This is a genomic window from Pseudomonas sp. Pseusp21 (assembly GCF_059492145.1).
In genome coordinates this window covers 6,196,915-6,216,884 of sequence record NZ_CP168520.1, presented here as the reverse complement: position 1 = coordinate 6,216,884, position 19,970 = coordinate 6,196,915, and the positions used below count along the sequence as shown (strand labels likewise).

The window sequence follows — 19,970 nt, the reverse complement described above, 5'->3', positions numbered from 1 at the left end:
ATAGACAAAATCCTTTCAGCCCCGAGGCTGCACCGGTGTTTGAGGCTATGCTCGCAAGATGATCCTATTTCCCGATTTGCTGCAGTTGCCCCACCAGTTACGCCACCCCGAGGTGCGTGATCTGGCGTGGGTGATCCTCGCCCCGCCAATGCTCGCCGCTACCCCGTGGCCGCAGCGCCATCCGCTGGCGGGCAGCGACTGGGTCGGCGATCCCAAGCGCCTTGAACACTGGCTGCGCCAGCTCGACCGCGACAGTTACGGCCTGCTGCACTGGCTGTCCCAGGCCCGTACCCGGCGCCTGGGCCTGTATTACGAGCGGTTGTGGCAATTTGCGGTGGAACACGCGCCGGGCATTGAGCTGATCGCCGCCAACCTGCCGATCCGCCGCGAAGGCCACACCCTAGGCGAGCTGGACATGCTGCTGCGCGACCGCGACGGCGTGCATCACCTGGAACTGGCGATCAAGCTCTACCTCGGCCCGCAGAACGGCGACGGGCATGATCCGGCGTCGTGGCTGGGGCCGGGCTGTCATGATCGACTGGATCGCAAACTGGCGCATTTGAGCGAACATCAGCTGCCGATCTCCGCGCGCCCGGAAAGCCGCGAAGTGCTGGCGGCGCTGGATGTCGGGACGTTCAGTGCGCAACTGTGGCTTGGCGGGTATCTGTTGTATCCATGGCCCGGTCAGTCCGTGCCGCCCAGCGGCGCCCACCCGCAGCATTTGCGCGGCAGCTGGCTGCATCAGAAAGACTGGCCGGCATTTGTCGCGCAGCGCCCGGACGGACGCTGGCAACCCCTGCCCCGCCACGCCTGGCTGGCGCCGGCGCACTACCCGGCGGAGCAGACCTGGAGCAACGGGCACTTGCAGGCCTGGCTCGATGAGCTCGAACCGCTGGCCCCGGCGCAACTGATGGTGCGCCTGACCGAAAATGCCCGGGGCGAGTGGGAAGAAGCCGAGCGGCTGTTTCTGGTGTCGGATCTGTGGCCGAATGTGCCGGGCCAGAGTTAAACCGACAACCGCACAGCCAGTGCGGCCAGCGTCACCAGCAACACCGGCACGGTCAGCACGATCCCGACCCTGAAGTAATACCCCCAGCCGATCTTGATGTTCTTGCGCTCCAGCACATGCAGCCAGAGCAAGGTCGCCAGACTGCCGATCGGGGTGATTTTCGGTCCCAGGTCGCTGCCGATCACGTTGGCGTAGATCATCGCCTCCTTCACCACACCGCTGGCCTGGCTGGCATCGATCGACAGCAGACCGACCAGCACCGTCGGCAGGTTGTTCATGATCGACGACAACAACGCCGTCAGCACCCCGGTGCCCATCGCCGCGCCCCATACACCGTATTCGCCGAACACATTGAGCCACCCGGCCAGATAATCGGTGAGCCCGGCATTGCGCAGTCCGTAGACCACCAAATACATGCCCAGCGAGAAAATCACGATCTGCCACGGCGCCTCTTTCATCACCTTGCGCGTGGAGATCTTGTGCCCGCGCGCGGCAATCGCCAGCAACAGCGCCGCGCACACCGCCGAGATTGCACTGATCGGAATGCCCAGCGGCTCCAGCGCGAAACAGCCGATCAGCAGAATCACCAGCACCGCCCAACCGGCGTAGAACGTGGCATTGTCGTGGATGGCGGTTTCCGGGTGTTCAAGCTGTTCCGGGTCGTAGGCCTTGGGAATGTCGCGGCGGAAGAACCAGAGCAACATGCCCAGCGTGGCCGCGACGCTGACAAAGTTGACCGGCACCATCACCGCCGCATACCGGTTGAATCCGATGTGAAAGAAATCGGCCGAGACGATGTTCACCAGGTTCGACACCACCAGCGGCAGGCTCGCGGTGTCGGCAATGAACCCCGCGCCCATGACGAACGCCAGGGTCGCCGCCGGAGAAAAACGCAGGGCCAGCAGCATGGAAATCACGATGGGTGTGAGGATCAGCGCGGCACCGTCATTGGCGAACAGCGCCGAGACCAGCGCACCCAGCAGCACCATGAAGGCAAACAGCTTGCGCCCGCTGCCCCGGCCCCACCGCGCTACGTGCAACGCCGCCCAGGCGAAGAACCCCGCCTCGTCGAGCAACAGGCTGATGATGATCAGCGCTACGAACGTGCCGGTGGCGTTCCAGATGATTTGCCACACCAGCGGGATGTCGCTCAGATGCACCACGCCGAAAATCAGCGCAACGATGGCGCCGAACGTTGCACTCCAGCCGACCCCGAGGCCTTTGGGTTGCCAGATCACCAGGGTAATGGTCAGCAGGAAAATCAGTGACGCAGCGAGCATTCGCGACAGCCTTCAATAAAAGGGAAAAATTGAGCCACACCACAAAACCTGTGGGAGCGAGCCTGCTCGCGATGGCGGTGTGTCATTCAACTGATGTGCCAGCTGATACACCGAGATCGCGAGCAGGCTCGCTCCCACAGGGTCGATATCTTGTCAGAAAAATCAGTGAATCACTTCTTGTGCTGCGCCACCCACTCACCAAACGCATTGATGAAACTTTGCAGAAACGGCTTCACCGACTCGTTCAGTTTGCCCGCCTCGTCGAACGCCGTGCCCGCGCCGCCCAGATAGGCTTCCGGCTGCTGCATGCAAGGCACGTTGAGGAAAACAAAAGACTGACGCAGATGCTGGTTGGCTCCGAAACCACCGATGGCACCCGGCGAAACGCTGATCACCGCTCCCGGTTTGCCGCTCCAGACACTCTTGCCATACGGCCGCGAACCGACGTCGATCGCGTTCTTCAAAGGCGCCGGCACCGAGCGGTTGTACTCCGGGGTGACAAACAGCAGAGCGTCGGATGAACCCACTTTTTGCCGGAAAGTGCTGTAGGCTGCCGGCGGTGAATCGCCGTCGATGTCTTCGTTGTAAAGTGGCAGATCGCCAATTTCGACAATGTTCAGCTTGAGATTGGCCGGTGCCAGTTCCGCCAGCGCCAGGGCGACCTTGCGGTTGATGGACGCCTTGCGCAGGCTGCCGACCACTACTGCGACGTTATAGACATTGCTCATTGGAAGACTCTCGACTGTCCGTGGGAGGAGCCACTAGTTATAGATGATCCGGTGACGATTCCACCAGACGCCGAAGGTTATTTCCTGCGTCTGGAATATTTTTTTCCTGTAGGAAAACTTACCAAGCTCGATGACGGTCTACCAAGCCGCAAATCAAGCGTTTTATCTCCAGAGGTTCTAAGCAGATGGCAGCAGTACTCGTCGGTCAGTTCCATGCAAGAGATGCGGAAGGCCGCGTTTATTCCGTGCATGAGTTCCAGGAATCCAACCCGTCGGCAGACGGTTTCACCGGCACGGAGCCCGTTACCACCTACAAGCTGGCGATTGGCGACCGCGTCAACAAGATCGACGACAACGAGTTCCTGCTGGTTCAGTCGGGCATCACCCTGATCCGCGAACCCGAGCCATCGGTCGCTTCATAACCGATCGTTATGAGCAGAAGTCATCCGCGCCGAGTTGGGGTAGGATTCAGCCACTGACCCCAACGGCCGGACATGGACTTCACGCATGCGTTTACGTCATATCGAAGTGATTCAGGCGCTTTTGCAGACCGGTCACGTGGGCACCGCCGCCGAATGGCTGCAACTAGCGGCGCCCGAGGTCGAGGAGCGTTTGCGCGAAGCCGAGAGTCAGCTCGGGTTCATGCTGTTCGCCAGCGTACGCGGACGACTTCAGCCAACCCCGGAGGCCCGGGCGCTGCAAGTCGAGATTGGCCACATCTATGAAGCACTGGAGCCGGTGCAACGGCTGGCCAGCAGCCTCAAACAATACCTCGCCCCACCCTTGCGGATCATCGGCACCCCGCCGCTGGCCCAGCAACTGCTGCCGCAAAGTCTCGCTGCCCTGCGCCGGCGTCTGCCCGACGTGCCCTGCACCCTGCTCAGCGAACCGACCCGCGACATCGTCCGACATCTGCTGCTGCGCGACAGCGATCTGGGCCTGAGCCTGCACGATCCACAGCACCCCGATATCCATTGCCAGCCGCTGGCCCAGGGCAAGTTGCAATTGCTTGCGCCCCACGGCTGGCTGCAACCGAAGCAGAAATACGTTTCCCTGCAGGATCTGGCCGGTCAGGCGATGGTCGGCCTCGAAGGTCAGGACCCGCTGAGCCCGGCCCTGGAAAACAAACTCCAGGCCCTGCGCCCGGCGCCGACCATCCAGACCCGGGTGCAGACCCACCAGATGATGCGCAGCATGGTCGAGGCCGGCGAAGGCCTGGCGATCGTCGACCCCTTCACCGCCCTTGGTGCGCGGGCGGGCGGTCTCGACGTCTGCCCGTTGTCGCCGGCGGTGCCGATCAGCCTCTATGCCCTGACCTTCAAACACGCCACGCCGTCAGCGGCGATTCAGACGCTGCTCGGGATCGTCACGGAACAAGCCGAGGCGATGCTGGCGAACTGATCGGATGCTCCAGCGGGTTATCGAACAATCGATACCAGAACAGCGCCACTTCGGCGGTGTTCGGATCGATGCCGCGATAACGCAAGTGGTCGATGCCGCCGATCACATACCCGCAGCGCTCATACAGACGGCAGGCGCCGAGGTTGTTGTTCTGGGTTTCCAGCATGATCCCCGGCAGCTTTTTCTTGCGACTCCAGAACTGCGCCACGTCGAGCAAGGCCTTGGCCACACCATGGCGCCGTGCCGGAGCGTGCACCGCCAGTTCATCGATATGGGCGAAGCCGTTCCAGTTGGTGCTGATCACCAGATGCCCGACCGGCTCATCCTCCAGGTACGCCATGAAAATCGCGCTGTCGGCAGCATCGCGAAAACTGCTGAATTCCTCCGGATCGATGCCGTAGCACTTGCGATACGGCACGATGGGCGTCACGGCCCATTGCGCCACGGGTTTGCCGATTTCGGCCGCGCCGTAGGCAGCCACCTCGAAGCTGAAATCGCTGCCCCAGATATATTCGGCAAAACCCTCGTCGGCGACCCGCACCGACAGCCCTGGGTATTTCGGATTCATGACCGGTTGCATACTCGGAAAAGCCCTCATTCCTTGACGCAATCGACGGTGTATTGCCGTCCATTGCCCTCATCTTCGTGTTGCAGACCGTGCACATCGACCACGAAGCCCGGAAACGTTGCATCGAACGTGCGGGCAAATCTGAGGTATTCGATGATCGAGCGCGTGGATTCGGTAAAACGTTCGCCGGGCATGATCAGCGGAATGCCCGGCGGGTACGGCACCAGCATCACCGCCGCCACCCGGCCTTCCAGCTCGTCGATCGGCACTGCCTCGACTTCGCCGCGTACCAGTTGATCGTAAGCATGGGCCGGTTTCATGGCGATGTCCGGCAGCACGGTGTACATGCGTTTGAGGTGTCTGGCGGTGGCGTTGCTGCGGTAGCAGGCGTGGAGCTGATCGCACAGATCGCGCAGGCCCATGCCGCGATAGCGCACAGGATCTTCCTGGGCCACACACTTCAGGCAGGTGTCGAGGCTGACGTTGGCGTCGTAACTGCGCTTGAACTCCAGCAGTTCGGTCAGCAGCGTGCTCCACTTGCCCTTGGTGATGCCCATGGAGAACAGCACCAGGAATGAATACAGGCCGGTTTTCTCCACCACCAGTCCGCGCTCCCAGAGGAAGCGACTGACCACTGCCGCCGGGATGCCCTTGTCGCTCAAAGCGCCGCCAGCAGTCAGGCCCGGCATCACCAAAGTCACTTTGATCGGATCGAGCAGCACATAATCGTCGCTGACCTCGCCGAAACCATGCCAGTCCGCATCAGGCTTCAGCAGCCAGTCCTCGGTCTGCACCCGGTCGATGCCTTCGACACCCGGCGGCTGCCAGATCGAAAACCACCAGTCGTCGGCGGCAATGTGCTGGCGCAAATTGGCCAGCGCCCGGCGAAAACTCAGGGCTTCGTCGAAGGTTTCCTGTAGCAGCGAGCGTCCGGCCGGTCCTTCCATCATCGCCGACGCCACGTCCAGCGAGGCGATGATGCTGTACTGCGGCGACGTCGAGATGTGCATCATGAACGCTTCGTTGAACCGGTCGCGATCCAGCTGCCGCGCCCCGCCGTCCTGCACATGAATCATCGAGGCCTGGCTGAACGCCGCCAGCAGTTTGTGGGTGGAATGGGTGGTGAACACCAGCGGACTGTCCTCGCTGCGCGAGGTAGCCATGCCGTAACGGCCGGCGAAAAACTCGTGAAACGCGGCGTAGGCGTACCAGGCCTCGTCGAAATGCAGGACTTCGACGCTATTGCCCAGACTCTGCTTGATCAGCTCGGCGTTGTAGCAGAGGCCGTCGTAGGTGGAGTTGGTGATCACCGCCAGTTTGACTTTCGGCTCGCGGCCCTTGGTCAACGGGCTGGCATCGATCTTGGCCTGGATCGATTCGCGGCTGAATTCACTGAGCGGAATCGGGCCGATGATCCCCAGCTCATTGCGTTCCGGGCACAGGTACAGTGGAATCGCGCCGGTCATGATGATCGCGTGCAGCACCGACTTGTGACAGTTGCGATCCACCAGCACCAGATCATCGCGCCCGACCATCGAGTGCCAGACGATCTTGTTGGCGGTCGAGGTGCCATTGATCACGAAAAAGGTGTGATCGGCGCCGAAATTGCGCGCGGCGCGTGCTTCCGCCTCGGCCAATGGCCCGGTGTGGTCGAGCAAGGAACCCAGCTCCGGCACCGACACCGACAAATCCGAGCGCAGGGTGTTTTCCCCGAAGAACTGGTGAAACGCCTGCCCCACCGGACTCTTGTGATAAGCCACCCCGCCGCCATGGCCTGGGGTGTGCCAGGAATAATTGGAATCGGCGGTGTGCTGCACCAGCGCCTTGAAGAATGGCGGCAACAGGCCGTCCAGGTACTTGCGTGCCGCCCGCGCCACTTGCCGGGCGAGAAACGGCACCGTGTCTTCGAACAGGTAGAGAATGCCGCGCAACTGGTTGAGCTCGGCCATGGCATCGGCCGGGGCGTTTTCCAGGGTGACCTGCTCGCCGAGGGCAAAGATCGGCAGATCCGGCGCCCGCACCCGGGCCAGACCGATCAGTTCGGCCATGTTCTGTAACAGATGGGAGTTGGTGCTGGCGTCTTCGGCGGCAATCAGCATGCACGCCAGACCATGGTGGGTCGACGCCACCAGCCGTCCTTCGGTGTAGTCCGTGGCCGAAACGATACTGAAACCTTCCAGCTCCAGCTCTCGGGCGATGCCGCGAATGCGTTCACCGGCAACCGTGTCGGCCTTGATGTCGCGGTGGACGATCAACACCGGGAACTTCAAATCTTTGTACATGGGGCTCAGTGTCCTGAGGCGGCGGAGAGTGATCTGCCAATGTCCTCAGGGTAGAGGGTCGGAGCGGATGTGGCGAGGGTGGCCAGTTGTCAGTACTGCCAAAAACAAAGGATCGCCTGAACACGGCCTGGATGTTCGGGCGATCCTTTTTTGCCTTACGCCTGAGCTTCGGCTTCCAGCAGTTGAGTCCACAACGCCGGGGCACCGGCCGATTTGGCGATGATTTCCAGGCGCACCTGGTGTTCGGCCAGCTCGGCTTCGGTAGCGCGAATGATCCGCCCCGGTTTGCGATCTGCCGGCAGACGGCGGATTTCGGTGGCCGAGTTGTCCGCGCCCTCGCCCGTGCCATTGCCGTCGGAGGCGTTGCCGGCCAGCGACAGGCTGGTCTGGCCACCGGTCATGGTCAGGTAGACGTCGGCGAGAATCTCCGAGTCGAGCAATGCGCCGTGCAGCTCACGGCCGGAGTTGTCGACGCCGTAGCGTTTGCACAGGGCATCGAGGCTGTTGCGCTGACCCGGGTGACGTTCCCGGGCCATCATCAGGGTGTCGAGGATCGTGCAGTGCTGCGTGATGTCCGCGCGATCCTGCTGGCCCATCAGGGCGAATTCATTGTTGATGAAGCCAACGTCGAACGCCGCGTTATGGATGATCAGCTGCGCGCCGTTGATGAACTCGAAAAATTCGTCGGCCACTTCGGCAAAACGCGGCTTGCCTACCAGGAATTCGTTGGTGATGCCGTGAACGGCGATCGCGCCTTCATCACTCTCGCGATCCGGTTGCAGGTAAACGTGAAAGTGCCGGCCCGTCAGACGTCGACCGATCAGCTCGACACAACCGATTTCGATAATCCGGTGGCCGTCGGTCACTGGCATGCCGGTGGTTTCGGTATCGAGTACAACGGATCTGGTGGCCATCAGTGTTCAGCTCTCAACGGGGTCAATCGTGCAAAAGCGGCGATGTTAACACGCTCGCGGTACACGTCGCGCGCCGTCAGGTGATCGGCGCTCATGCAGTTTTTAACAATCATTAGCAATGTTCATAAAGTCGGCGGCAAACCGGCTTGTTAGCGTGCGCGCCTTGTTTCCTGCGAATTGAGAGCGTCATGAAGACTGCATACGTTTTAATGCTCGGCGGCTGCCTGCTGACGGCCGAGGCGCACGCCACCAGTTTCGTCATCAGCACCGACATCACCATGAGCCTTACGCTCAGCGCCAGCAAAGGCACCAGCGGTTCGTTCAAGGACGACAAGATCGTGTTGGCGGCCAAGGATGACGCGGCGGCGTTCGTTGCCAGCGACGGGAACATTCGCGGCGCACAGATGGAAGCGGCGCTGACGCGAATTCGCAGCCTGCTGCCAGGTCAGCCCTATACCGACCTGCAACTGGCCAAGGCCATTTTGATGCTTTGATCAATCCTGCTTGTAACCGCGAACCTCATCCACCCCACGGTTGGCCAACTGGTCAGCCCGTTCGTTGCCGTGGTGGCCGATGTGGCCGCGGACCCATTTCCAGGTGACCTTGTGGCGATTGACCTGCTCGTCGAGCTCCTTCCACAGGTCAGCGTTTTTGACTGGCTCCTTGGCGGCGGTTTTCCAGCCGCGTTTCTTCCAGTTGGCCATCCACTCGTTGATGCCTTTCATCACGTATTGCGAGTCAGTCACCAGCAGCACTTCGCACGGACGCTTGAGGGCTTCCAGGCCGCGAATCGCGCCGAGCAGCTCCATGCGGTTGTTGGTGGTGTTGGCTTCGCCGCCCCACAGTTCCTTTTCAACACCCTTGCACACCAGCAAGGCGCCCCAGCCGCCGGGGCCGGGGTTGCCTTTACAGGCGCCGTCAGTGAACAGTTCTACGCTATCGACGCTTTCGCTCATGCCAGTCTATCCAGAAAAAATGCGTGGCCTCGCCGATCAAGGATCGACGATGGCCAAGGCCGGGATATACCCGGCCATAAATAAAAGAAGGTTTACGGTTCGATGCGTCGGCGGTTGACCTTGGCCATCGGCAGCGGAATCAGCTTGCCCATCGGCTCGCGGCGTTCCTGACGCACCGGACGCAGGCCGACCACGATCTTGCGCGCGACCAGCAAATAGAAGCCGCCGCCCGACAGTTGCCAATCGCCGGCCTTGCGTTCCCAGCCGGCCAGACGGGCCTGCCACTTGGGTGACGCGAGCGGCGGACGATAGCACCCGAAGCGGCGTTTCTCCAGCGCGAAGCCCAGCAGGTTGAGCCAGTCCGCCACCCGCGACGGCGAGATACAGCGCGCCTGATGCAAGGCGTCATGGGCGAACACGTGGCGCAGCCCCCAGGTGCTCCAGGGGTTGATGCCGACAATCAGCAGATGCCCGCCGGGGCGCACGCTGCTGGCCGCTTCTCGCAGAAGACCGTGGGGCGACAGACAGAAATCCAGGCCGTGCTGCAACACCACCACATCGGCGGCGTGCTCGCTCAACGGCCAGGCCTGTTCTTCGCAGACGATTTCCACGCCCGGCAAGGGCGCGCCCAGCCGCACGTTGCGCTGCACCTGCGGCGCCGACGGCGGCGTTTCGGCGGACGGGCCGTAATGCACCAGATAGCCGCCGAAGAACCGGCCCAGCTCGTCTTCGAGCATGCGCCGTTCTTCGTCCAGCAGAAATTGCCCGAGGGGGCCGGACAGCCATTCACGGGCTGCACCGATCAGCGCGAGCCAGTCAGGATCGGCCTGAGCGAACGCTTTATCGATCATTGCATTCTCCAACACGCCAGGAACCTCTAAGATGCGCCAATGTTACCCGCTTGGCGAATTCGACGATGATACAGATCAGTGCCCTGCCCGCCTTCACCGACAACTACATCTGGTTGTTACAGGATCATGCCACCCAGCGTTGCGCAGTGGTCGATCCGGGGGATGCCGCCCCCGTGCAGGCGTGGCTCGACGCGCATCCGGGCTGGGTGCTCGGCGACATCCTCGTCACTCACCATCACCACGACCATGTCGGCGGCGTCGAGACGCTGAAAAAGGCCACCGGGGCCACGGTCTACGGACCGGCCAGCGAAAGCATTCCGGGGCGCGACGTGGCCCTCAAGGACAACGACACGGTGCGCGTGCTCGGCTGGGACTTCGACGTCCATGCCGTTCCCGGCCACACCCTGGGACACATCGCCTACTACCATCATGGCCTGCTGTTCTGTGGCGATACCCTGTTCGCTGCCGGCTGCGGCCGTTTGTTCGAAGGCACGCCGCAACAGATGCACCAGTCGTTAAGCCGTCTGGCGGCACTGCCGGAAGACACGCTGGTCTACTGCACCCACGAATACACCCTGAGCAACCTGAAATTCGCCGCCGCCGTGGAGCCGGGCAACCGGGACATCGCCGCCCGTCTGGAAAAAGTCAGCCAGCAACGTGCGAATGGCGTGATGACACTGCCCTCGACCCTTGCGCTGGAAAAGCTCACAAACCCGTTTTTGCGCACCGGTGAAATATTGGTTACACAAAAAGTGGACGAACGGAACGGCCCTCAAAACCGGGCGCCGAGTGAGGTTTTTGCGGCTCTGCGGGCATGGAAAGATACGTTCTGAGTGGCTCGCCGCCTGGTCCAAAAATTCTGAATGGTTGACCGCAGGGGGTGCGCTTTCTAGAATCGCCCGACATTTTTGCCCGGAACTTACTTCCAGCCAATGTCGTCATCCATACGTAAGTCCGTCAATTCAGATGCATTGACCCGCCTGGCGCAAGCCATCGCGGTGGCTGTGTCCGCCACACTGGCGGGCTGTTCCAGCCATGCTCCGCAGACTGAAGCGACACATACGCCGAACATTGCTGCGCGAGCCAAGCAGAAGCCCATCTGGTTGTCGGAAAAGCCCAGCCCGCAGGTGCCTCAGGACATCTGGGAGCGCATGCGCGGGGGTTTCCAGCTGCAGGAAGGTCTGGGCGTGAACCCGCGCATCGAGCAACAGCGCCTGTGGTTCGCCAGTAACCCTTCCTTCCTCGAAAACGCCGGCGAACGCGGCAGCCTCTACATTCATTACATCGTCGAGCGCCTCGAAGAACGCAACATGCCGCTGGAACTGGCGCTGCTGCCGGTCATCGAAAGCGCCTACAACCCGATGGCCTATTCCCGGGCCGACGCGGTGGGCCTCTGGCAGTTCATCCCGTCCACCGGGCGTTATTTCAACCTGCGTCAGACCCGTTTCTACGATGGCCGTCGCGACATTACTGCCTCGACCACGGCAGCGATGGACTACCTGACCCGCCTGCACGACATGTTCAACGGTGACTGGTTGCTGGCACTGGCCGCGTACAACGCCGGCGAAGGCACGGTCAGCCGCGCCATCGAGCGCAACGAAAAGCTGGGCCTGCCGACCGACTACTGGAACCTGCCGCTGCCGGCGGAAACCCAAGCCTACGTGCCGAAACTGCTGGCGCTCTCGCAAGTGGTCCTGACGCCTGAAGCCTATGGCGTGAACCTCAACCCGATCGCCAACGAACCGTATTTCCAGGTTGTCGAAATCAACCAGCGCATGGACCTGTCCAAGGTCGCGGCGGTGGCCAACATCGACGAAGACGAGCTGTTCCAGCTCAACCCGGCGTTCAAGCAGCGCACCACCATCGACGGCCCTCAGCACCTGCTGGTGCCGACCTCGAAGGCGCAGTTGCTGACCGCCAGCCTGCAGACCATGCGTCCTGACGAACTGATCAGCCCGCGTTCGCTGAAACCGGTGTTCGAAGGCGCCGATCCGAGCGAGATCGCCCAGGCCAAGCGTGCCTATCGGGTCAAGCGTGGCGACAACCTCGGTTCCATCGCCAAGGCCAACAAGGTCGAGGTCAAGGACCTGCAACGCTGGAACAAGCTGACCGGCAAGAACCTCAAGGTCGGCCAGACCCTGGTCATGCAGGACACCAGCAAGCGCACACCGGCGCGCAGCAGTGGCGGGCGCATCAACACCGTCATCGCAGCCAACAGCAAGACCAGCAGCAAGATCAGAGAAAAGGACGACGGTAAACAGACCCAGTACAAGGTTAAACGCGGCGACACACTGTACGTGGTCGCCAAGCGTTTCAACGTCGAGATGCAACATCTCAAGCGCTGGAATCCGGGCGCCGGCAAGGCGCTCAAACCTGGGCAGATGCTCACGGTCTACCAGCCGCACTGACCAGGAGCCCCTGAATTTCAGGGGCTTTTTTTCGCCTGTCATTTTTTGATATTTCCGTAGATCGGCGCAGACAGCTCCCACAATTAACCGCGCATTAAGCCCCTGTCTTTTTCCTGTCCATACAAGCTGTTACTGTACGGCCCACAAAGCCCAAGCCGCCTGGATCGGATCTGACTTGAAGCGTCCCCTCCTCCTGCTCCTGATCAGCCTGGCCTTGAGCTCCCCCGTCAGCGCGACGATCACCGAAAGCCACGGTTATGCGCAGTTCGGCACGCTCAAGTACCCGGCCAGATTTACCCACTTCGACTGGGTCAACCCGCAAGCGCCCAAGGGCGGTACGTTGCGGGTGATGGCGTTTGGCACCTTCGATACGCTCAACCCCTACACCTTCAAGGGCACCAGCCCGGTCACCACGGCGAATTTCCTGCAATACGGCATCAACGAGCTGAACGAGCCGCTGATGGTCGGCACCGGGCAATACGCGCCGTCCGGTGACGAACCGGCCTCCAGTTACGGTTTGATCGCCCAGTCGGTGGAGTACAGCGAAGATCGCAGCTGGGTGGTGTTCAACCTGCGCCCGCAAGCGCGCTTCCACGACGGCACGCCGATCACCGCTTACGACGTGGCGTTCTCCTATCGCTTGCTGCTCAAGGAAGGTCACCCGCTGTACCGCACCGCCCTTCAGGAAGTGCTGCGCGTCGACATCCTCAACCCGCAGCGCATCCGGTTTGTGCTCAAGCGCAGCGGCAATCCGTTGCTGATCCTGCGCCTCGGTGAATTGCCGGTGCTGCCCCAGCATTACTGGAAGGGCCGCGACTTCAAGGCCACCACCTTCGAGCCCCCACTGGGCAGCGGGCCTTACCGCATCACCTCGGTCACGCCGGGGCGGCAGCTGATATTCGAGCGAGTCAAGGACTACTGGGGCAAGGACCTGCCAGTCAATCGCGGCAAATACAACTTCGATCGCATGGAAGTCGAGTTCTACCGCGACAGCGATGTGGCCTTCGAAGCGTTCAAGGCTGGCGAGTTCGACATCTATATCGAGCATCAGGCGAAGAACTGGGCCAATGGCTACAACTTCCCGGCCGTGCGCCGTGGCGACGTGATCAAGGCGCAGATCCCGCACCAGATCCCGACCCAGAGCCAGGGTCTGTTCATGAACACCCGGCGCGCGACCTTCGCTGACGTCAAGACCCGCGAAGCCCTCGGCCTGATGTTCGATTTCGAATGGACCAACCGCGCGCTGTTCAGCGACGCCTACAAGCGCACCACCAGCTACTACCCCAACAGCGAGTTCAGCGCCGTCGGCCTGCCGGTCGGCCATGAATGGCTGATGCTCAAGCCGTACAAGGATCAACTGCCGGCGCGTCTGTTCACCGAACCATTCACGCTGCCGCAGACCGACGGGCGCGGCATCCCCCGGGAAACCATGCGTAAAGCCCTGGCGTTGCTGGCCGAGGCCGGCTGGAAGCTCAACGGCCAGCGCCTGCAGAACGCCGCCGGCCAGCCGCTGCGCTTCGAGCTAATGCTGGTCAATCCCAGCCTGGAGCGTCTCTATCAGCCGTACATCGAGAACCTCAACAGTATCGGCATCGAGGCGCGCCTGCGCACCGTCGATCGCGCGCAGTACAAACAGCGCCTCGATCAATTTGATTTCGACATGATCTCGATGACGCTGGGCCAGACCTTAAGCCCGGGCCTGGAACAATGGCAGTACTTCCACTCCAGCCAGGTAAACGTCAAGGGCAGCAAGAATTACGCGGGCATCGCCAATCCGGTGGTCGATCATCTGCTTGAACACTTGCTCGCCGCGCAAACCCGCGATGAACAGGTCGCCGCCGGCAAGGCGCTGGACCGCGTGCTGCTCTGGCAGCACTACAGCATTCCCAACTGGTACCTCAATTATCACCGTCTGGCGTACCGCAACCGGTTCGCCTTCGTCACTACGCCGCCCTACACCCTGGGCCTGAGCGCGTGGTGGCTGAAATCTTCGGAGAAAGATCGATGAAGCCTATCCGCGCCCTGCTTGTGCAGGCCAGCGGTCTGCTGTTCGCCGGGCTGGCTTGTGCCGCCCCGCAACACGCCGTGACCCTGTACAACGAGCCGCCGAAATACCCCGCCGACTTCAAACACTTCGATTACGTGAACCCCGACGCACCCAAGGGCGGGATCTTCCGCCAGGCCGGCTTCGGCGGTTTCGACAGCCTCAACCCGTTCATCAGCAAAGGCGTGCCGGCGGACGATATCGGCCTGATCTACGACACCCTGGCCAAACAGGGCCTCGACGAGCCGTTCACCGAATACGGCCTGATCGCCAGCAAGATCGAAAAAGCCCCGGACAACAGCTGGGTGCGCTTCTACCTGCGTCCCGAAGCGAAGTTTCACGACGGCCACCCGGTACGCGCCGACGACGTGGTGTTCAGCTTCCAGACCCTGACCAAGGAAGGCGCGCCGATGTATCGCGGTTACTACGCCGACGTTGAGGAGGTAATCGCCGAAGATCCGCTCAAGGTGCTGTTCAAGTTCAAGCACACCAACAACCGCGAACTGCCGCTGATCCTCGGCCAGTTGCCGGTGCTGCCGAAACATTGGTGGGCCGAGCGTGATTTCAACAAGGGCAACCTGGAAATCCCGTTGGGCAGCGGCCCGTACAAGGTCACCGAAGTGAAGGCCGGGCGTTCGGTGCGTTACGAGCGGGTAAAGGACTACTGGGGCAAGGACCTGCCGGTCAATCGCGGTTTCTACAACTTCGATGTGATGACCACCGACTATTACCGCGACAATACCGTCGCGCTGGAAGCGTTGAAGGCCGGGCAATTCGACTATTGGCTGGAAATGGCCGCGAAAAACTGGGCCAATGCCTACAACGTGCCGGCAGTGACCGAAGGGCGGCTGATCAAGGAACAGATTGCCAACAGCAACCCGACCGGCATGCAGGGCTTCGTCTTCAATCTGCGCCGTCCGGTATTTCAGGACGTGCGGGTACGCCAGGCCCTCGGCCTGCTGTTCGACTTCGAATGGACCAACAAGCAACTGTTCAACGGCGCTTATGCGCGCACCCGCAGTTATTTTGAAAACTCGGAAATGGCCGCCACCGGCCTGCCGGATGCAGAACAGGTGGCAATCCTCGACCCGTTCCGCAGCAAGCTGCCGGCGCAGGTGTTCAGCGAAGCCTTCGAGAATCCGAAAACCGACGCCAGCGGCATGATCCGCACGCAACAGCGCGAGGCGTATCAACTGCTGCAAGAGGCCGGCTGGAAAATCGTCGACGACAAAATGGTCGACGCCACTGGCAAACCGGTAGCCATCGAATTCCTGCTGGCGCAAACCGAATTCGAGCGCGTGTTGTTGCCGTTCAAGCGCAACCTCAGCGATCTGGGCATCGATCTGGTGATCCGCCGCGTCGACGTCTCGCAATACGTCAATCGCGTGCGTTCGCGGGATTTCGACATGATCGTCGGCAGCTTCCCGCAGTCCAACTCGCCGGGTAACGAACAGCGTGAGTTCTGGATGAGCGCCGCCGCCGATAAGTCCAGCAGCCGCAATTCAATGGGCCTCAAGGACCCCGTGGTCGACCATCTGGTGGAAAACCTGATCAACGCCGACTCGCGCAAAAGCCTGGTGGCCCACGCCCGCGCTCTGGACCGCGTGCTGCAATGGGGCTACTACGTGATCCCGAACTGGCACATCAAGACCTGGCGCGTGGCGTACTGGAACCACATCGGCCACCCAAAAGTCTCCCCCAAGTACGACATCGGCATTAACACCTGGTGGATCAAACCCGATGCGAAACCTGCGGTAGAAGTCGAAACCCAACTGCAAGCCGACCCTGTGGGCACGGAGTAATCAGATGCTGGCGTACATTTTTCGGCGACTGCTGCTGATCATCCCGACCCTGTTCGGCATTCTGCTGATCAACTTCGTGATCATCCAGGCCGCGCCCGGCGGGCCGGTGGAACAGATGATCGCCAAGCTCGAAGGCTTCGAAGGCGCCACCAGCCGCATCGCCGGTGGCGGTGCCGAAGTGTCGGTGGCCGGTTCCTCCTATCGCGGTGCGCAGGGCCTGGACCCGGCGCTGATCAAGGAAATCGAAAAGATGTACGGGTTCGACAAGTCGGCCCCGGAACGTCTGTGGATCATGGTCAAGAACTACGCCCGGCTGGATTTCGGCGACAGTTTTTTCCGCGACGCCAAGGTCATCGACCTGATCAAGGAGAAGATGCCGGTATCGATCTCCCTCGGGCTGTGGAGCACGCTGATCATGTACCTGGTGTCGATCCCGCTGGGGATCGCCAAGGCCACGCGGCACGGCAGTCATTTCGACGTCTGGACCAGTTCAGCGATCATCGTCGGTTATGCGATTCCGGCGTTCCTGTTTGCGATTCTGCTGATCGTGGTGTTTGCCGGTGGCAGTTATCTGGACTGGTTTCCTTTACGCGGCCTGACCTCGAACAACTTCGATGAGCTGAGCCTGGGCGGCAAGGTCCTCGATTACTTCTGGCACCTGGCGCTGCCGGTGACGGCGCTGGTGATCGGCAACTTCGCGACCATGACTTTGCTGACCAAAAACAGCTTCCTCGACGAAATCAACAAACAGTACGTGGTCACCGCCAAGGCCAAGGGCCTGACCCGCAATCGCGTGCTCTACGGCCACGTGTTCCGCAACGCAATGCTGCTGGTGATCGCCGGGTTCCCGTCGGCGTTCATCGGCATCTTCTTCACAGGTTCCCTGCTGGTGGAAGTGATCTTCTCCCTCGACGGCCTCGGCCTGATGAGTTTCGAAGCGGCGATCAACCGCGATTACCCGGTGGTGTTCGGCACCCTGTTCATCTTCACCCTGCTGGGGCTGGTGGTGAAACTGATCGGCGACCTCACCTACACCCTCGTCGATCCGCGTATCGACTTTGCCAGCCGGGAGCATTGAGATGAACCTGTCCCCTCTCAACCGCCGGCGCTTCGAACTGTTCAAGGCCAACAAGCGCGGCTGGTGGTCGCTGTGGCTGTTCCTGATCCTGTTCGGCCTGAGCCTCGGTGCCGAACTGATCGCCAACGACAAGCCTTTGGTGGTGCACTACGACAACAACTGGTACTTCCCGGCGATCAAGCGTTATCCGGAAACCACCTTCGGCGGCGAATTCCCGCTGGAAGCCAACTACAAGAGCCCGTACATCCGCGAACTGCTCAAGGCCAAGGACGCGTGGGTGCTGTGGGCGCCGATTCCGTTCAGCTACCAGAGCATCAACTACGACCTGAAAGTCCCGGCCCCCGCGCCGCCGTCGGCGGACAACCTGCTGGGCACCGACGATCAGGGCCGCGATGTGCTGGCGCGAGTGATCTACGGTTTCCGGGTCTCGGTGCTGTTCGCCCTGACCCTGACCGTGCTCAGCTCGATCATCGGCGTGATCGCCGGCGCCTTGCAGGGTTTCTATGGCGGCTGGGTCGATCTGGCCGGCCAGCGCTTTCTGGAGATCTGGTCGGGGTTGCCGGTGCTGTACCTGCTGATCATCCTCGCCAGTTTCGTCCAGCCGAACTTCTGGTGGCTGCTGGGCATCATGCTGTTGTTCTCGTGGATGAGCCTGGTGGACGTGGTGCGCGCGGAGTTCCTGCGCGGGCGCAACCTCGAATACGTGCGTGCGGCCCGGGCGCTGGGCATGCAGAACGGCGCGATCATGTTCCGCCACATCCTGCCTAACGCGATGGTTTCGACCATGACCTTCATGCCCTTCATCCTGACCGGCGCCATCGGCACCCTCACCGCCCTGGACTTCCTCGGTTTCGGCTTGCCGGCCGGCAGCCCGTCGCTGGGTGAACTGGTGGCCCAGGGCAAATCCAACCTGCAGGCGCCGTGGCTGGGCATGAGCGCGTTTGCGGTGCTGGCGCTGATGTTGAGTTTGCTGGTGTTCATCGGCGAGTCCGCTCGCGATGCCTTCGACCCGAGGAAGTGACATGAATCAGGACAATCTGATCGAAATCCGCGACCTGGCCGTCGAATTCGGCATCGGTGATCGCGTGCAACGGGTGGTCGAAGGCGTGAGTTTCGACATCAAGCGCGGCGAAACCCTGGCGCTGGTGGGCGAGTCAGGCTCGGGCAAGTCGGTGACGGCGCATTCGATCCTGCGCCTGCTGCCCTACCCGCTGGCGCGGCATCCGGCCGGCAGCATCAATTATTCCGGGCAGAACCTGCTGGAGCTGAGTGAAAAGACCATTCGTCATATCCGTGGCAACCGGATCGCGATGATTTTTCAGGAGCCGATGACCTCGCTCAACCCGCTGCACTCGATCGAGAAGCAGATCAACGAGGTGCTGGGCATCCACAAGGGCCTGACCGGCAAGGTCGCGACCAAGCGTACGCTGGAGTTGCTGGAGATGGTCGGCATCCCCGAGCCGCACAAGCGCCTCAAGGCCCTGCCCCACGAATTGTCTGGCGGCCAGCGTCAGCGGGTGATGATCGCCATGGCCTTGGCCAACGAGCCGGAACTGCTGATTGCCGACGAACCGACCACTGCGCTGGACGTGACCGTTCAGCTGAAAATCCTCGACCTGCTCAAGGAATTGCAGGCTCGATTGGGCATGGCGCTGTTACTGATCAGTCACGATTTGAACCTCGTGCGAAGAATTGCGCATCGTGTATGTGTCATGCAGCGCGGTTGCATCGTCGAACAGGCATCGTGCGAAGAGCTGTTCCGTTCGCCGCAGCATCCGTACACTCGGGAACTGCTTGGCGCGGAGCCCAGCGGAGGCCCGGCGAGCAATAAAATCGGGGCGCCGCTGCTTGAGGTCGAGGATCTGAAAGTCTGGTTCCCGATCAAGAAAGGCCTGCTCAAGCGCACGGTGGATCACGTCAAGGCAGTGGACGGCATCAATTTCAGCCTGCCCCAGGGTCAGACCCTAGGGATCGTGGGGGAAAGCGGTTCCGGTAAATCCACCCTGGGTCTGGCGATCCTGCGATTGATCGGCAGCCAAGGCGGGATCCGTTTTGAGGGCAAGCAGCTAGACTGCCTGACGCAGAGCGAAGTCCGGCCGTTGCGCCGGGAGATGCAGGTGGTGTTTCAGGACCCGTTCGGCAGCCTGAGCCCGCGGATGTGCGTGAATGACATCGTTGGCGAAGGCCTGCGGATCCACAGGATGGGCACTGCCGCCGAGCAGGAAGCGGCGATTATTGCGGCTTTGAAGGAGGTAGGTCTGGATCCGGAAACCCGGCACCGCTACCCCCACGAATTTTCCGGTGGGCAGCGGCAGCGGATTGCCATAGCCCGGGCCCTGGTGCTCAAACCGGCGCTGATCCTGCTGGACGAGCCGACCTCGGCGCTCGACCGGACGGTGCAGCGGCAAGTGGTGGAGCTGTTGCGTTCACTGCAAGCCAAGTACAACCTGACGTATTTGTTCATCAGCCATGACCTGGCTGTTGTGAAAGCGCTGAGCCACCAGCTGATGGTGGTCAAGCATGGCCAAGTGGTCGAACAGGGAGACGCGCAAAGTATCTTTGCCGCCCCCCAACATCCGTATACACAGCAGTTGCTGGAGGCCGCTTTCCTGGCACCAGCCACTGCGCAATAACCTGAAAGAGGAGCAA

18 protein-coding genes are annotated in these 19,970 nt (G+C 61.5%); 11 read left to right on the top strand and 7 right to left on the bottom strand.

From position 1 onward, the window contains the following. Positions 1-58: 58 nt before the first annotated feature. Positions 59-1,009, top strand: a complete 951-nt coding sequence (locus ACEN93_RS28340) for a DUF1853 family protein (protein ID WP_210709496.1) — start codon at positions 59-61, stop codon at positions 1,007-1,009. Here ACEN93_RS28340 and ACEN93_RS28335 read toward each other — a convergent pair. Together ACEN93_RS28335 and ACEN93_RS28330 are read right to left on the bottom strand one after the other, a co-directional pair. Next, on the bottom strand, positions 1,006-2,289 hold the full coding sequence (locus ACEN93_RS28335; protein ID WP_495610798.1) for an arsenic transporter: 1,284 nt from the start codon (positions 2,287-2,289) through the stop codon (positions 1,006-1,008). The genes ACEN93_RS28340 and ACEN93_RS28335 overlap by 4 nt on opposite strands. Before the next feature lie 170 nt (positions 2,290-2,459). Then, complete coding sequence (locus tag ACEN93_RS28330; RefSeq protein WP_007956924.1) at positions 2,460-3,017, bottom strand: NADPH-dependent FMN reductase; 558 nt, start codon at positions 3,015-3,017, stop codon at positions 2,460-2,462. A gap of 185 nt (positions 3,018-3,202) precedes the next feature. Between ACEN93_RS28330 and ACEN93_RS28325 the strand changes: the two genes are divergently transcribed. Further along, positions 3,203-3,439, top strand: a complete 237-nt coding sequence (locus ACEN93_RS28325; protein ID WP_007956926.1) for a hypothetical protein — start codon at positions 3,203-3,205, stop codon at positions 3,437-3,439. Positions 3,440-3,524: 85 nt separating this feature from the next. Next, complete coding sequence (locus tag ACEN93_RS28320; protein ID WP_163974737.1) at positions 3,525-4,418, top strand: LysR family transcriptional regulator; 894 nt, start codon at positions 3,525-3,527, stop codon at positions 4,416-4,418. On the opposite strand, the gene ACEN93_RS28315 is transcribed toward ACEN93_RS28320, so the two are convergent. From ACEN93_RS28315 to dnaQ, 3 genes are all read right to left on the bottom strand, one after another. Next, on the bottom strand, positions 4,384-4,998 hold the full coding sequence (locus ACEN93_RS28315) for a GNAT family N-acetyltransferase (protein WP_074687860.1): 615 nt from the start codon (positions 4,996-4,998) through the stop codon (positions 4,384-4,386). The genes ACEN93_RS28320 and ACEN93_RS28315 overlap by 35 nt on opposite strands. Before the next feature lie 14 nt (positions 4,999-5,012). Further along, the gene (locus tag ACEN93_RS28310) at positions 5,013-7,268 is read right to left on the bottom strand and encodes an Orn/Lys/Arg family decarboxylase (RefSeq protein WP_495610797.1); all 2,256 of its coding nucleotides are present in this window, start codon (positions 7,266-7,268) and stop codon (positions 5,013-5,015) included. A gap of 155 nt (positions 7,269-7,423) precedes the next feature. Next, on the bottom strand, positions 7,424-8,182 hold the full coding sequence (dnaQ, locus tag ACEN93_RS28305; protein ID WP_039770804.1) for a DNA polymerase III subunit epsilon: 759 nt from the start codon (positions 8,180-8,182) through the stop codon (positions 7,424-7,426). Positions 8,183-8,370: 188 nt separating this feature from the next. Between dnaQ and ACEN93_RS28300 the strand changes: the two genes are divergently transcribed. Continuing rightward, positions 8,371-8,676, top strand: coding sequence for a DUF2388 domain-containing protein (locus tag ACEN93_RS28300; RefSeq protein WP_052266592.1), 306 nt, complete (start codon positions 8,371-8,373; stop codon positions 8,674-8,676). On the opposite strand, the gene rnhA is transcribed toward ACEN93_RS28300, so the two are convergent. Beyond that, positions 8,677-9,138, bottom strand: coding sequence for a ribonuclease HI (gene rnhA / locus ACEN93_RS28295; protein ID WP_039770807.1), 462 nt, complete (start codon positions 9,136-9,138; stop codon positions 8,677-8,679). It abuts the gene before it with no gap. Between the two features lie 92 nt (positions 9,139-9,230). Beyond that, on the bottom strand, positions 9,231-9,989 hold the full coding sequence (locus ACEN93_RS28290; RefSeq protein ID WP_011333614.1) for a methyltransferase domain-containing protein: 759 nt from the start codon (positions 9,987-9,989) through the stop codon (positions 9,231-9,233). A 65-nt stretch (positions 9,990-10,054) separates the two neighbouring features. On the opposite strand from ACEN93_RS28290, the gene gloB reads away from it, so the two are divergent. From gloB to ACEN93_RS28255, 7 genes are all read left to right on the top strand, one after another. Next, positions 10,055-10,822: a hydroxyacylglutathione hydrolase gene (gene gloB / locus ACEN93_RS28285; protein WP_490840978.1), complete on the top strand. Its 768-nt coding sequence runs from the start codon at positions 10,055-10,057 to the stop codon at positions 10,820-10,822. A 99-nt stretch (positions 10,823-10,921) separates the two neighbouring features. Further along, positions 10,922-12,397, top strand: a complete 1,476-nt coding sequence (locus ACEN93_RS28280) for a transglycosylase SLT domain-containing protein (RefSeq protein WP_039770809.1) — start codon at positions 10,922-10,924, stop codon at positions 12,395-12,397. A gap of 175 nt (positions 12,398-12,572) precedes the next feature. After that, positions 12,573-14,405: an extracellular solute-binding protein gene (locus tag ACEN93_RS28275; protein ID WP_103386484.1), complete on the top strand. Its 1,833-nt coding sequence runs from the start codon at positions 12,573-12,575 to the stop codon at positions 14,403-14,405. Further along, a complete protein-coding gene (locus ACEN93_RS28270) occupies positions 14,402-16,243 on the top strand; it encodes an extracellular solute-binding protein (RefSeq protein WP_103386485.1) in 1,842 nt (613 codons plus the stop codon). Before ACEN93_RS28275 ends, ACEN93_RS28270 begins: the two co-directional genes overlap by 4 nt. A gap of 4 nt (positions 16,244-16,247) precedes the next feature. Beyond that, positions 16,248-17,321 (top strand): microcin C ABC transporter permease YejB, encoded by a 1,074-nt coding sequence (locus ACEN93_RS28265; protein WP_289205072.1) that lies wholly within the window; start codon positions 16,248-16,250, stop codon positions 17,319-17,321. Position 17,322: 1 nt separating this feature from the next. Next, on the top strand, positions 17,323-18,342 hold the full coding sequence (locus ACEN93_RS28260) for an ABC transporter permease (RefSeq protein WP_007956945.1): 1,020 nt from the start codon (positions 17,323-17,325) through the stop codon (positions 18,340-18,342). 1 nt (position 18,343) lies between these two features. Further along, on the top strand, positions 18,344-19,954 hold the full coding sequence (locus ACEN93_RS28255) for an ABC transporter ATP-binding protein (RefSeq protein ID WP_039770818.1): 1,611 nt from the start codon (positions 18,344-18,346) through the stop codon (positions 19,952-19,954). The last annotated feature ends 16 nt before the right edge of the window (positions 19,955-19,970 follow it).

Bases quoted from the DNA above. Each gene is read 5' to 3' on its own strand.
- ACEN93_RS28255 (WP_039770818.1), top strand. From the start codon at position 18,344: ATGAATCAGGACAATCTGATCGAAATCCGCGACCTGGCCGTCGAATTC.
- gloB (WP_490840978.1), top strand. From the start codon at position 10,055: ATGATACAGATCAGTGCCCTGCCCGCCTTCACCGACAACTACATCTGG.
- ACEN93_RS28340 (WP_210709496.1), top strand. From the start codon at position 59: ATGATCCTATTTCCCGATTTGCTGCAGTTGCCCCACCAGTTACGCCAC.
- dnaQ (WP_039770804.1), bottom strand. From the start codon at position 8,182: ATGGCCACCAGATCCGTTGTACTCGATACCGAAACCACCGGCATGCCA.
- ACEN93_RS28330 (WP_007956924.1), bottom strand. From the start codon at position 3,017: ATGAGCAATGTCTATAACGTCGCAGTAGTGGTCGGCAGCCTGCGCAAG.
- ACEN93_RS28310 (WP_495610797.1), bottom strand. From the start codon at position 7,268: ATGTACAAAGATTTGAAGTTCCCGGTGTTGATCGTCCACCGCGACATC.
- ACEN93_RS28270 (WP_103386485.1), top strand. From the start codon at position 14,402: ATGAAGCCTATCCGCGCCCTGCTTGTGCAGGCCAGCGGTCTGCTGTTC.
- ACEN93_RS28260 (WP_007956945.1), top strand. From the start codon at position 17,323: ATGAACCTGTCCCCTCTCAACCGCCGGCGCTTCGAACTGTTCAAGGCC.
- ACEN93_RS28335 (WP_495610798.1), bottom strand. From the start codon at position 2,289: ATGCTCGCTGCGTCACTGATTTTCCTGCTGACCATTACCCTGGTGATC.
- ACEN93_RS28280 (WP_039770809.1), top strand. From the start codon at position 10,922: ATGTCGTCATCCATACGTAAGTCCGTCAATTCAGATGCATTGACCCGC.
- ACEN93_RS28290 (WP_011333614.1), bottom strand. From the start codon at position 9,989: ATGATCGATAAAGCGTTCGCTCAGGCCGATCCTGACTGGCTCGCGCTG.
- ACEN93_RS28265 (WP_289205072.1), top strand. From the start codon at position 16,248: ATGCTGGCGTACATTTTTCGGCGACTGCTGCTGATCATCCCGACCCTG.
- rnhA (WP_039770807.1), bottom strand. From the start codon at position 9,138: ATGAGCGAAAGCGTCGATAGCGTAGAACTGTTCACTGACGGCGCCTGT.
- ACEN93_RS28315 (WP_074687860.1), bottom strand. From the start codon at position 4,998: ATGCAACCGGTCATGAATCCGAAATACCCAGGGCTGTCGGTGCGGGTC.
- ACEN93_RS28300 (WP_052266592.1), top strand. From the start codon at position 8,371: ATGAAGACTGCATACGTTTTAATGCTCGGCGGCTGCCTGCTGACGGCC.
- ACEN93_RS28320 (WP_163974737.1), top strand. From the start codon at position 3,525: ATGCGTTTACGTCATATCGAAGTGATTCAGGCGCTTTTGCAGACCGGT.
- ACEN93_RS28325 (WP_007956926.1), top strand. From the start codon at position 3,203: ATGGCAGCAGTACTCGTCGGTCAGTTCCATGCAAGAGATGCGGAAGGC.